The following is a 12,979-nucleotide window of genomic DNA, read 5'->3' as shown; positions in this document are numbered from 1 at the left end:
CGGGGTGGGGTCAAGGCCGTCCCCCTGCGGCGGATCGCGCCGCGGGTCCGCCGCCCGAACGCCCGGATTCGTATTAATTCCGCCACACTGTTGTGGCCCTGCACCAGTCATGCCGTTCCTGAGACGCTCACGGACAGAGGAAGGCCCCACGCCGGTCCCCGAGAGGGGCATCGACGGGGCGGGCCAGGACGCGGCCCGGCCGGCCGCGGATCAGCAGGACGCGGGCACGCCCGCGGGCCCCGGGGCGTCCCAGCCGGCGTCCCAGCCGTCAGGCACGCCCCTGGCGGAATCGCTGCGGCCGGGCCCGCGCGGTCCCGGCTGGATCGGCGCCGCGATGGTGGTCACCGCCCTGGTCTCGGCGCTGGCGACCTTCCTGATCCTGGCCGGGGTGATCCGGGTGACGCCGACGCCGGCCTACGGCGTGACGCTGCTCGCCATCAACGCCGCCCTGGTGCTCGGCCTCGCGGTCATCATCGCCTGGGAGGCGCGGGTCTTCCTGCACGCCCGCAAGGCCAACGCCGCGGTGGCGCGCCTGCACACCCGCATCGTCGGCCTGTTCTCGCTGATCGCGATCCTGCCGACGATCCTGCTCGCCGTGGTCGCCTCGGTGACGATCGACCGGGGCCTGTCGCTCGGCTTCACCGACCGGGTCCGCGACGTGGTGCTGAAATCCGTGGAGGTGGCCGACGCCTACCAGGAGAACCAGTGCCAGAGCCTCGCCCGCGAGATCCGCATCCTCGCCGACGACCTCACCCGGGCCCGGCCGAACTTCGACGTGAACCGGGACTGGTTCCAGACCTTCCTGACCACCCGGGCGACCAATCTCGGGCTGCCGGTGGCGCAGATCATGCGCGGGCCCACCGAGGTCGTCGCCCGGGCCAAGATCGACGTCCTGAAGACGAACCGCCTGCCCTCGGCGGCGGCCTTCGAGGACGCGGCCAACTCCGCCGACCCGATCTGCCTCCTGCCCACCGAGGGCCGGGTCTTCGCCGCGCTGCTGCGCATGCCGGCCTACGACGACGCCGTGCTGATGGTGCAGCGGGAGGTGAGCCAGCTCGCCATCGAGTTCCCCGGCGTCTCCCGGGCGGCGGCGGCCGAGTACCTCACCTACGATTCGCTGCGCCGCTCGATCCAGATCACCTTCGCGTCGGTGTTCCTGCTGATCGCCCTGATCGCGCTGCTCTCGGCCGTCTGGTTCGGGATGAACTTCGCCAACCGGTTCGTGGCGCCGATCCGCCGGCTGATCAACGCCGCCGACCAGGTGGCGTCGGGCAATTTCTACGCCCAGGTGCCGACCAAGAAGACCAGCGGCGACCTCGCCCATCTCGGCGAGAGCTTCAACAAGATGACCCAGGAGCTGCGCCGCCAGCACGCCGGGCTGATCGCCGCGAGCGACCTGATCGACACCCGCCGCCGCTTCACCGAGGCCGTGCTGTCGGGGGTCTCGCCCGGGGTGATCGGCCTCGACGCGGCGGGCTTCGTCACCATCGCCAACCCGGCGGCCGAGCGGATGCTCGACCTGGACAGCGACGCCCTGGTCGGCCAGCCGCTGGGCCGCGCCGTGCCGGAACTCGCCCCCGTGCTCGCCGAGAGCGAGGCGCGCCCGCGCAGCCTGCAGCAGCAGCAGGTCCAGCTCACCCGGTCCCGGGGCGAGCGCACCATCACGGTGCGGGTCACGAGCGAGCAGGCGCAGGGGGCCTCCCGCGGCTCGGTGGTGACGCTCGACGACATCACCGACCTCGTCCAGGCGCAGCGCAGCTCCGCCTGGGGCGACGTGGCGCGCCGCATCGCCCACGAGATCAAGAACCCGCTGACCCCGATCCAGCTCTCCGCCGAGCGGATCCGGCGCAAGTACGGGAAGGTCATCACCGCCGACAAGGAGGTGTTCGACCAGTGCACCGCCACGATCGTGCGGCAAGTGGACGAGATCAAGCGCATGGTCGACGAGTTCTCGGCCTTCGCGCGGATGCCCAAGCCGGCGATCGCGCCGAACGACCTCACCGAGATCGCCAAGCAGAACCTGTTCATGATGCGCGTGGCGCACCCGGACATCGACTTCGCGTTCTCGGCCCAGGGCGGCGCGGGGAGCTCGGAGAAGATCGTGGCGGCCTTCGACATCCGGCTGCTCAGCCAGGTGATCACCAACATCCTCAAGAACGCCGTCGAGGCGGTGGCCGAGGTGCCGGAGGCCGAGCTCGGCAAGGGCAAGATCGCCTTGAGCCTCGCCGTCGAGGACGGGTTCGCGGTGATCGCCGTCACCGACAACGGCAAGGGATTTCCGGCCGAGGGGCGCCAGCGCCTGCTCGAGCCCTACATGACCACCCGCGAGGGTGGCACCGGACTGGGGCTTGCTATCGTCAGCAAGGTGCTTGAGGAGCACGGCGGCGGGATCGAGCTGAACGACAATCCCGCCGGCCGCGGCGGCCAGGTCCGGATGCGGGTCCCGCGCGAGCACGGGCCCGAGCCGGCGGCGGCGGCCCCTGAGACCCTACCCGTCACGACAGAGGAGAAGGGCGCCGCGCCGACGGCCCCCCGGATCGCGGAGATGCACGCATGAGCGCCGATATCCTGATCGTCGACGACGAGGCCGACATCCGCGACCTCGTGGCCGGGATCCTGGACGACGAGGGCCACCGCTGCCGCACGGCCGGCGGCTCGGACGAGGCGCTCGCCGCCATCGAGGCGCGCCGGCCGCACCTCGTCTTCCTCGACATCTGGCTGCAGGGCTCCCGGCTCGACGGCCTGCAGGTGCTCGACCTGATCAAGGCCGCCAATCCCGACCTGCCGGTGGTGATGATCTCGGGCCACGGCAACATCGAGACCGCGGTCTCGGCCATCAAGGCGGGCGCCTACGACTTCATCGAGAAGCCGTTCAAGGCCGACCGGCTGATCCTCGTGGCCGAGCGGGCCCTGGAAGCCTCCCGGCTCCGGCGCGAGGTCCGCGACCTGACGGCGCGCTCCGGCGCCACCAACCGGATCGTCGGCACGTCGCTCGCCATCAACCAGCTGCGCCAGACCCTCGACCGGGTGGCGCCGACCAACGCCCGGGTGATGATCACCGGGGCCTTGGGCTCCGGCAAGGAACTCGCCGCGCGCAGCCTGCACAAGGCCTCGGCCCGGGCGAACGGCCCCTTCGTGCTGCTCAACGCGGCGGCGATCCTGCCCGAGACCATGGAGGCGGAGCTGTTCGGGGTCGAGGGCGAGAGCGGCCGCCGGGTCGGCGCCCTGGAGGAGGCCCATGGCGGCACCCTCTACCTCGACGAGGTCGCCGACATGCCGCGCGAGACCCAGAACCGGATCCTGCGCGTTCTGGTCGATCAGAACTTCCAGCGGGTCGGCGGCACGACCCGGGTCCACGTCGACGTGCGGATCATCTCGTCCTCCTCCCGGGACCTCCAGGAGGAGATCGCCGCGGGCCGCTTCCGCGAGGACCTGTTCCACCGCCTGTCGGTGGTGCCGATCCGGGTGCCAGCCCTGTCGGAGCGCCGTGAGGACGTGCCCGAGCTGATCCAGTTCTTCATGGACAACATCTCGTCCCAGACCGGCCTGCCCAAGCGCCGGATCGCCGAGGACGCCATGGCGGTGCTGCAGTCGCACAACTGGCCGGGCAACGTCCGCCAGCTCAAGAACAACGTCGAGCGGCTGATGATCCTGACCCAGGCCGACCCGGAGCAGGAGGTCACCTCCGAGATGCTGCCCTCCGAGATCGGCGCCCTGGTGCCGACGACGCCCGGCGGCGCGGGCGGCGAGAAGCTCATGAGCCTCGCCCTGCGCGAGGCCCGCGAGATCTTCGAGCGCGAGTACCTCGTGGCGCAGATCGCGCGGTTCTCGGGCAACATCTCGCGCACCGCCGAATTCATCGGCATGGAGCGCTCGGCCTTGCACCGCAAGTTGAAGTCCCTCGGCATCGGCCCGTGAGGGCGCGGCGCCGGCGCGCGGGTTGAGAGCGGGGCCGATCCGTCACGGATCGGCTGGAACGGGGGTTGCTTGCGCCCACGCTTTCACGTCGTCATGGTGTTTGTATACACGGCCCTGGACCGGATGATCGGACGATCCGGCCGGCGGCATACCCATCCCGGGCCCAGCGAGCCGGGACAACAAGAAGGCCAAGAAGATGGCGGGCGAACGCGCACAGAACCTTCAGGACACCTTTCTCAACCATGTCCGCAAGAACAAGATTCCGCTGACCATCTTCCTCGTCAACGGCGTCAAGCTCCAGGGCGTGGTGACGTGGTTCGACAATTTCTGCGTGCTGCTGCGCCGGGACGGGCACTCGCAGCTGGTCTACAAGCACGCGATCTCGACGATCATGCCGGGCCACCCGGTGCAGCTGTTCGAGCCGGACGAGACGGCCGAGAAAGCGTGAGGGTCGGCGGCCGCGGCGCCGAGCGGCGGCACCGGGGAGCGGGACGGACCGCGGTGCCGCCGCGCGGCGGGGACGGGGGGAGACCCCGCCCGCCGGCGGATATCTGTGTCCGTTCGCGGCCGGCATCTTGGCCCGGCCCGCCCGCATCCCCATTCTGACACTCCGACCTCTCCAACGAAGCCGTCGCCCGGGGCGGCGGTGTCAAAGGCTGCATGAGCGAGACGCTGACGTCCGGCGAAGCCCGCCTCCAGGCGCAGGCCGCCCCCGAGGGCGAGATCGCCGCGGCGACCCACACCCTGGTGATCGGCCCCTATCTGGCGCGCAACGCCTACGGGGCCGGTCCGGGACAGGCCGTGCCCACCCGCTCCGTGGAGGCCCGCCTCGACGAGGCGACCGGGCTCGCCGCCGCGATCGAGCTCGACGTGGTCGAGAGCCTCGCGATCAGCCTGCCGCGGATCCGGCCCTCCACCTATCTCGGCAAGGGCCGGGTCGAGGAGATCGCCGGCCTGATCCGCGCCCGGGAGATCGGCCTCGTCGTGATGGACTGCGCCCTGTCGCCGGTGCAGCAGCGCAACCTCGAGAAGGCCTGGGGCGCCAAGGTCATCGACCGCACCGGCCTGATCCTGGAGATCTTCGGGCGGCGCGCCTCGACCCGCGAGGGCACGCTGCAGGTCGAGCACGCCCACCTCGCCTACCAGAAATCCCGGCTCGTCCGGTCCTGGACCCACCTGGAGCGGCAGCGCGGCGGCTTCGGCTTCCTGGGCGGCCCCGGCGAGACCCAGATCGAGGCCGACCGGCGCATGATCCAGGAGCGCATGACCCGGATCGAGCGCGACCTCGACGCCGTGGTGCGCACCCGCGGCCTGCACCGGCAGAGCCGGGCGCGGGTGCCGTACCCGATCGTGGCGCTGGTGGGCTACACGAACGCCGGCAAGTCGAGCCTGTTCAACACGCTGACCCAGGCCGAGGTCACCGCCAAGGACATGCTGTTCGCGACCCTCGACCCCACCGCCCGGGCGACCAAGCTGCCCCACGGCGAGACCGTGATCCTGTCCGACACGGTGGGCTTCATCTCCGACCTGCCGACGCCCCTGATCGCGGCCTTCCGGGCGACGCTCGAGGACGCCATCGAGGCCGACGTGCTGCTCCACGTGCGCGACGTCTCCCACGTCGATTCCGAGGCCCAGGCCGAGGATGTCGGTGCGGTGCTGCGCGAACTCGGCATCGAGACCAGCGCCGACCGGATCATCGAGGTCTGGAACAAGGCCGACCTGCTGGACGCCGACGAGCGCACCCGGCTCCTGAACCTCAGCGGCCAGGCCAAGGCCCGCAACGACCGGGACAGCGCCGCGCCGGTCCTGGTCTCGGCGCTGACCGGGGAGGGGCTCGCGGCGCTGACCAGCCGGATCGAGGCGCGGATCGGGCGCAACCGGGCGAGCTTCGCGGTGGCGCTGCCGCCGGAGGACGGCGCGGCCCTGAACTGGCTCTACGAGAACGCCGAGATCCTCGACCGCCGGTCGGAGGCCGACGGCACCCTGCACCTCGCGATCCGGATCGCCCCCGAGAAGGAGCCGCGCTTCCTCAACCGCTTCGCGGCGGCCCGGCGCCTCGGCCGGGGCGGTTGATGGCCTCGGGCAGCGCCGGCAACCCGACGCTCTCCGCGCTGCGCCCCGCGCGGGCTCCGGCCGAGCGCCGGGCGGATCCCGCATCCGACGACGAGGCGGTGCTGCGGGCCATGCAGGCCGGCGGCGGCCTGCGCCTGCTCGGCCTGCGGGTGGTGATCGTGCTGGTGCTGCTGATGGCGGCCCAGGCCTATGACGGCTCCCTGCACGCCCTGAGCCACTGGCTGATCCTCGGCCTGTACGGGCTCGGCACGGTCTGGTTCGGGCTCCGCGAGCGGGGCGGCGGCCCCGCGGCCAACGCCTACAGCTGGGCCGGCACCGGGCTCAATGCCGGCCTCGCCGTCTACGTGATCATCGAGCACATGCTGGCCGGCGGCGGGGCCGGGCTCGGCGCCGACGCGGTGAGCCGCCTGCCCGCCTTCCTGCTCCTGCTCCAGACCGGCCTGAGCATGCGGGTGGCGCAGACCCTGCTGTTCTGCGGGCTGGTCACCGTCTGCTGGAGCGCGGCCTTCCTGGTCGGCCTGGTCCATCCCGACCTGTTCCCGAACGCCGACACCTTCCCGACCGCGCAGGTCACCGGACTCGCCACCTTCGTGGCGGCGGGATTCCTGGTTGTCGACGGCATGATCCGCCTGCGCGCCGCGGTGGCGCGGGCCTTGCGCATGGAGCACGAGCGCTCCCAGCTCGCCCGCTTCGTGCCCGGCACGGTCGCCCTCGACCTCGCCGCCGAGGACGGCGATTCCGGCCTCGGCATCCACCGGCGCCACGCCTGCCTGATGATCCTCGACATCCGCGGCTTCTCGCGGCTCTCCCGCGAGCACCCGCCCGAGGCCATGGTGACGGCCCTGCTGGCGGTCCGGGCGGCCGCCCAGGCGGCGGTGGCGGAGCAGGGCGGCCTCGTCGACAAGTACATCGGCGACGCGGTGCTGGTGCAGTTCGTCGTCGGCCATCCCGACGTCCAGGCGCGCGCGGCGCTCGCCTGCGCCCTGTCGATCCGCGACCGGATCGCCGCCCTCAACGCGGCCCGCGCCCGGGAGGGGCTGTTCGCCCTGCGGGTCGTGGTCGCCCTCCACGCGGGCGACCTGCTGGTCGGGGTCTTCGACGACGGAGTCCGGGCCGAGTACACGGTGCTGGGCCCGGCGATGAACGCCCTGGCGCGGATCGAGACGCAGGCCAAGGCGGCCGAGATCGAGCTCGCCGCCTCGGGAGACTTCCTGGACCTGCTCGGGGGCGCGCTCCCGGCGGGGATCCGGACCGTGCCGGTGCCGGACGCCGCCCTGCCGGAGCCCCTCACCCTGTCGGCGATCGCGGTGGCGCCGGGCGCCTGACGCGGCGCCCGTCGGTCTCGGGCGCCCTCCCGGCGCTCTCCCGGCGCTCTCCCGGCGTCGCAGGGCGCCGGTATCGCGGGATCGAGGCTGGCGCGCGCGGCGTCTTCTGCTACGCCCACGGTCTTGCGAGCCCACCGTGCGTGGGCGCGGTGCCACGAGGACGCGATGCGGGGATCGAGATCGGGATCGAAGCCGGGACCGGGCTGGCTGGGGCGGCTCGCCCTGGGGGCCGCGGCGACCCTGGCGGCCCTGGCCGCCGCCGGGCCGGCGCGGGCGCAGGACAAGCCGGCGCCGAAGGCGCTCCCGCCCCTCGTCTTCACCGGCATCCCCGACCAGGACGAGAGCCGGCTCGTCGAGCGCTTCGGCAAGGTCGCCGCCTATCTGGAGGCCGAGCTCGGCGTGCCGGTGCGCTACATCCCGGTGAAGAGCTACCCGGCGGCGGTCACCGCCTTCACCAACGGGCAGGTGCAGCTCGCGTGGTTCGGCGGCTTCACCGGCGTCCAGGCGCGCAAGGCCGTGCCGGGCTCCCAGGCGATCGCGCAGGGTGCCGAGGACGCCGCGTTCAAGACCTACCTCATCGCCAACGCCGCCACCGGGCTGAAGCCGGAGAAGGATTTCCCGACGGCCGTCGCCGGAAAAACCTTCACGTTCGGCGCCCGCGCCTCGACCTCCGGGCGGCTGATGCCCGAGTACTTCATCCGGCAGGCCTTCCCGGGGAAGACCCCCGAGCAGGTCTTCGCCCGCGTGGGCTTCTCGGGCGACCACACCCGTACGATCCAGCTGGTCCAGTCCGGCGCCTTCGCGGTCGGCGCCGTCGACTACTCGGTCTGGGACCTCGACTCGAAGGCCGGCAAGGTCGACCGACAGGCGGTCTCGGTGATCTGGGAGAGCCCGACCTTCCCCGACTACCAGTGGACCGTGCGGGGCGACGTGGAGCAGACCTACGGCGCCGGCTTCACCGACAGGCTGCGGGCCGCGCTGACCGGCATCACCGATCCGGCGATCCTGGAGCCGTTCGGGCGCTCGAGATTCATCCCCGTGACCAACGCGGCCTACGAGCCCCTCGTCGAGGTCGGACGCTCCACCGGCCTCCTGGACTGACGCGCGTGTCGGGCGGCGCGGCAGCCGGCGCGGATCCCGAGGCGGCCATCGTCCTGGCGAACGCCTCCGCGGCCTATGACGGGCGCCCGGTTCTGTCGGGCCTCGACCTGACCGTGCGGGCGGGCGAGCGGGTCGCGCTCATGGGGCGCTCGGGCGCCGGCAAGTCGACCCTGATCGGCCTGATCCACGGGCAGGCCCCCGAGCGGGTGGCGCTGGTGCCGCAGGCCGCCGCCCTGGTGCGCCCGCTCTCGGTGTTCCACAACGTCTACATGGGCCGCCTCGACCGGCGCTCGACCCTGCACAACCTGCGCACCCTGGTCCGGCCGGCGCGGGCCGACGTCGCCGCCGTGGAGGCGGTCCTCGACCGGGTCGGGCTCGCGGACCGGCTCTGGGCCCGGGCCGGGGAGCTCTCCGGCGGCCAGCAGCAGCGCGTCTCGGTGGCCCGCGCCCTCTACAACGGCCGGCCGATCCTGGTGGGGGACGAGCCGGTCTCGGCTCTGGACCGCCAGCAGGGCGGCCGGATCCTCGCCGAGCTGGCCCGGAGCCACGAGACCCTGATCCTGGCGCTCCACGACGTCGCCCTGGCCCTCGCCCACACCGACCGGGTCGTGGTGCTGGAGGCCGGCCGCATCGTCCTCGACGCCCCGTCGAAGGACCTCGATCCGGCACGCCTCAGCCCGTTCTACGAGGCCGCCTGATGCGCGCCGGATTCCTGCCGCGGCCGGGCTACGCGGCGGTGAGCCGCTGGTTCCTGGCGGCGGCGCTCGCCGGCCTGCTGGTCGCCGACCTGCAGGTCACGACGCTCCACCCCTTCGCCGACCTCGCCCGGCTGCTGGGCGGCCTGATCCGGCCCGACTTCCCCGCCGTGGAGGGCTGGAGCGTCGTCACCACCGTGGCTTTCGCGATGCTCGGCGTCGGGCTCGGGGCCGGGGCGGGGCTGCTGCTCGCCGTCCCGTTCGCCCGCTCGCGCGCCGTCCGGCTCGCCTGCGCGGGCCTGCGCGCCGTCCACGAACTGTTCTGGGCGCTGCTGCTGATGCAGGTCTTCGGCCTGTCGGCGACCACCGGCGTGCTCGCCATCGCGCTGCCCTACGCGGGCATCTGCGCCAAGGTCTACGCCGAGCTGATCGAGGAGGCCGACCTCGCGGCGCTCCAAGTCCTGCCCGCGGGCACCGGCGCGGTCTCGGCCTTCCTGTACGCGCGCCTGCCCGAGGTGGCCGGGCGGATGCGCGACTACACCCTCTATCGCCTGGAATGCGGCCTGCGCTCCAGCCTCGTGCTCGGCTTCATCGGCCTGCCGACCATGGGCTTCGCCTTCGAATCCGCCTTCCGCCAGGGCCGCTACGCCGAGGCCGGGGCGCTGCTCCTGATCTTCTACGCGCTGATCGGCACGCGGCGGCTCTGGGTGCGTGCCCGGACCCTGCCGATCCTCCTCGTCGGGTCGGCGCTGGCGCTGCCGCCGGCCGTCGGCAGCGCGGCGATCGGCCCGAGCCTCGCCCGCTTCCTCGGCCACGACGTCGTGCCGGCGCCGCTCCGGGGCGCGCCGCTCGCCGAGCCCGAGACCTGGGCGCGGCTCTGGTCGTGGCTGCGCCCGATCCTGACCGAGCAGGTCCTGCCCGGCACCGCCCAGACCCTGATCCTGGCGCAGATCGCCCTGGCCGCCACCGCCCTCGGGGCCCTCGTCCTGTTCCCGCTGACCGCGCGGCGCTTCGCCGGCCCGGTCGGGCGGCCCCTGGGGCGGGCGCTCCTCGTGGTGGTGCGCTCCACGCCGGAATACGTGCTGGCCTATGTGGGCCTGCAGCTGCTCGGCCCCTCGATGCTGCCGGCGATCCTGGCGCTGGCGCTGCACAATGCCGGCATCGTCGCCTACCTGATGGGCCGGCACGCCGACGCGATCCCCTACCGGGCCGACGCGCCGCGGGGCCTCGACCTCTACGCCTACGAGACCGTGCCGCGGCTCTACGGGCAGTTCCTGGCCTACCTCCTCTACCGCTGGGAGCTGATCCTGCGGGAGAGCGCGATCTTCGGGATCCTGGGGGTCACCACGCTCGGCTTCTACGTGGACGCCGCGATCTCGGAACTGCGCCTCGACGTGGCCGCGGTGCTGATCGCCGCCACCGCCCTGATGACGGTGGCGGTCGACGCGTTCTCGCGCGCCTTGCGCCGCTCCCTGCGGATAGACGCCCTGCCGACCCGGCTGTCGGGTCCGCAGCCGATCACCGGGGCGGAGGGGGTGGACGGCTGAGCGGGGCGCCGCCGTCGTTGCGCGCGGAGCGAAGCGATCCAGCGGCGCCATGCCCGCCGATGCCGCGCTGCCCTGGATCGCCTCGCGACGCTCGCGATGACGGGGCTGGTCACCATGCTGCGGGCGGCCGCAAACAAGAACCGCCCGGGCCGCCTCACCACTTGTAGCTGACCTTCGCCAGCACCCGCCGGGCGTCGCCGTAGAAGCACGACACGTTCGACTGGCAGGAGGCGACGTAGCGCCGGTCGGCGAGGTTCGAGGCGTTCACCTGGAAGCGCCAGTTCTCGACATCGTAGTGCACCTGCGCGTCGAACAGCACGTAGTCGGGCACCCGCAGGGTGTTGCCGACATCGGCGAACGAGCTGCCGACGTAGCGCACGCCGCCGCCGAAGCCGAAGCCGCGCCACGGCCCGAGCGGGATGGTGTAGTCGGCGAACAGCGAGGCCAGGGTCTGGGGGATGTTGACCGGCGTCTTGCCGACCCGCACCGGGTCGGGATCCCGCACGGTGGTGAAGTCGAACTTGGTGAACGAGGCGACGAGGTTGAGGCCGTCGGCGACGTTGGCCACGAGCTGCGCCTCGAAGCCGGTGGAGCGCACCGCGCCGAGCTGGGTGTTGAACAGCGTGTTCACCGGGTTCGGGGTGAGCACGTTGTTGCGGTGGATGTCGAAGCCGGCCAGCGTCAGGAAGTAGCCCTGGCCGGGCGGCTCGAACTTGACGCCGCCCTCGACCTGGTCGCCGGTGTCGGGCTTGAAGGCGCGGTTGTTGATGTCCGACCCGATCTCGGGCTGGAACGAGGTCGCGTACATGATGTACGGCGCGAGGCCGAAGTCGAGATTGTAGATCGCCGCCGCCCGGTAGGTGAAGGCGCTGTCGTTGCGGCCGTTGGTGTTGGCGGGGGTCAGGCGGTCGTAGACGGTGTTCTGGACGAAGTCCTGGCGGCCGCCGAGGATCAGGGTCAGCTCCGGCGTGAGCTTGATCTGGTCCTGGAAGTAGAGGCCGACCTGCTGGAACGAGTCGGCGTTGACGAGGTAGGGCGAGGCCGAGACCGTCTGCGGGCCGTAAGAGGGCGCGAAGATGCTGAGGTTCGGCCCGGGGAAGCCCGAGGCCTGGTTGTCGTGGATCTGGAAGTTCCGGTACTCGATGCCCATCAGGAAGTCGTGGCGGAAGAAGCCGTCGGAGAACTTGGCCTCGGCCTGCGTGTCGACGTCGAGCTGCGCGATCTTGGCGGAGTCCCGGAACAGGTAGCGGCCGAGCTGCGTCTGCAGCGGGTCGGCGTAGCCGAGCTGGCCGATATACGAGTTCTGGTAGCTCTGCGTGTAGGCGTAGCGGGCGTTCTGGCGCACCGCCCAGGTGTCGTCGAAGACGTGCTCGAACTCGTAGCCGATGAAGGCCTGGTCGCGCCGGTAGGTGTTGAAGCCGGCATCGCCCACGTTGAGGGCGCGCGGGATGCGCAGGCCGAGCACGGTCGGCCGGGCCGTCCCGTAATAGGGCAGGAAGTTCGCCGTCACCGCCGTGTTGTCGTGCTGGAAGCTCGACAGGACCGTGAACTTGGTCGACCCGTCCGGCTTATAGGTGAAGGCCGGGGCGATGTAGTAGCTGTCGTCCGGCGCCCCCTGGACCTGCGTGCCGCCGTTGCGGGCGTAGCCGGTCAGGCGGGTGAACCAGTGCCCCTCGGCGTCGGCCGGGCCGCCGACGTCGAAGGCGGCGTAGCGCTGGTCGAAGGAGCCTCCGCCGACCTCGATGAGCCCGAACGGGCTCTCGGTCGGGCGCTTGCTGATCTGGTTGATCAGGCCGCCGGGATTGCCGGCGCCGAACAGCACAGCGGAGGGGCCGCGCAGCACCTCGATCCGCTCCAGCCCGAACGTGTTCACCCGGCTGTAGGCGAAGCCGTAGTTCAGGAGCTGCAGGCCGTTAAGGTAGAGGCCGTAATCGCTGACCACGAAGCCGCGCAGCTGGAAGAAGTCGAGGCGCGTGTCGGCGCCGAACGTGCCCGCGTAGGTGCCGGCGACGTACTGGGTCGCCTGGGTGAGGGTCTGGGCGTTCTGGGTGTCGAGCTGCTGCCGGCCGACCACGGTGATCGATTGCGGGGTCTCGATCAGCGGGGTGTTGGTCTTGGTCGCGGTGGCCGAGCGCCGGGCCACGTAGCCGTCGATCGGGCCGGTCGGGCTCTCCGCGCCGGGCCCGGGCGCCCCGGCGCGGACCGCGGCCATGACACGCGACGAGATCCTCCGTGCCCCCTCGATGCCGGCCTTCAGCCCGAGCTACCCGCGCGGCCCCCAGAACCGCGATCGGATCGCCGATCACGGTGGACACGATTG

General features: G+C 72.1%; 9 protein-coding genes. 8 read left to right on the top strand and 1 reads right to left on the bottom strand.

Going from position 1 to position 12,979, the window contains the following annotated elements; genetic code table 11:
• The first annotated feature begins 109 nt into the window (after positions 1–109).
• The 8 genes from MMR14E_RS28360 (at position 110) to MMR14E_RS28325 (ending at position 10,659) form a co-directional block, all read left to right on the top strand.
• Positions 110–2,557, top strand: coding sequence for a PAS domain-containing sensor histidine kinase (locus MMR14E_RS28360; RefSeq protein WP_331318924.1), 2,448 nt, complete (start codon positions 110–112; stop codon positions 2,555–2,557).
• On the top strand, positions 2,554–3,918 hold the full coding sequence (locus MMR14E_RS28355; protein ID WP_012318476.1) for a sigma-54-dependent transcriptional regulator: 1,365 nt from the start codon (positions 2,554–2,556) through the stop codon (positions 3,916–3,918). Before MMR14E_RS28360 ends, MMR14E_RS28355 begins: the two co-directional genes overlap by 4 nt.
• A 196-nt stretch (positions 3,919–4,114) precedes the next feature.
• Positions 4,115–4,366, top strand: a complete 252-nt coding sequence (hfq, locus tag MMR14E_RS28350; protein ID WP_007563033.1) for an RNA chaperone Hfq — start codon at positions 4,115–4,117, stop codon at positions 4,364–4,366.
• A gap of 212 nt (positions 4,367–4,578) precedes the next feature.
• The gene (hflX, locus tag MMR14E_RS28345; protein ID WP_331318923.1) at positions 4,579–5,991 is read left to right on the top strand and encodes a GTPase HflX; all 1,413 of its coding nucleotides are present in this window, start codon (positions 4,579–4,581) and stop codon (positions 5,989–5,991) included.
• On the top strand, positions 5,991–7,316 hold the full coding sequence (locus tag MMR14E_RS28340; RefSeq protein ID WP_331318922.1) for an adenylate/guanylate cyclase domain-containing protein: 1,326 nt from the start codon (positions 5,991–5,993) through the stop codon (positions 7,314–7,316). The genes hflX and MMR14E_RS28340 overlap by 1 nt, the downstream gene beginning before the upstream one ends.
• A 165-nt stretch (positions 7,317–7,481) precedes the next feature.
• Positions 7,482–8,417 (top strand): putative selenate ABC transporter substrate-binding protein, encoded by a 936-nt coding sequence (locus tag MMR14E_RS28335; protein WP_331318921.1) that lies wholly within the window; start codon positions 7,482–7,484, stop codon positions 8,415–8,417.
• A gap of 5 nt (positions 8,418–8,422) precedes the next feature.
• Entirely contained in the window at positions 8,423–9,115 is a 693-nt protein-coding gene (locus tag MMR14E_RS28330; RefSeq protein WP_331318920.1) for an ATP-binding cassette domain-containing protein, read from the top strand.
• Complete coding sequence (locus MMR14E_RS28325; RefSeq protein WP_331318919.1) at positions 9,115–10,659, top strand: ABC transporter permease; 1,545 nt, start codon at positions 9,115–9,117, stop codon at positions 10,657–10,659. The genes MMR14E_RS28330 and MMR14E_RS28325 overlap by 1 nt, the downstream gene beginning before the upstream one ends.
• Positions 10,660–10,813: 154 nt before the next feature.
• Here MMR14E_RS28325 and MMR14E_RS28320 read toward each other — a convergent pair whose 3' ends face one another.
• Complete coding sequence (locus MMR14E_RS28320; RefSeq protein WP_331318918.1) at positions 10,814–12,871, bottom strand: TonB-dependent siderophore receptor; 2,058 nt, start codon at positions 12,869–12,871, stop codon at positions 10,814–10,816.
• Between the last annotated feature and the right edge of the window lie 108 nt (positions 12,872–12,979).

Source organism: Methylobacterium mesophilicum, assembly GCF_036441335.1.
Lineage (GTDB): Bacteria > Pseudomonadota > Alphaproteobacteria > Rhizobiales > Beijerinckiaceae > Methylobacterium > Methylobacterium mesophilicum_B.
Note: the sequence above shows the minus strand (reverse complement) of the source record. Positions and strands in the feature narration are given on the sequence as shown.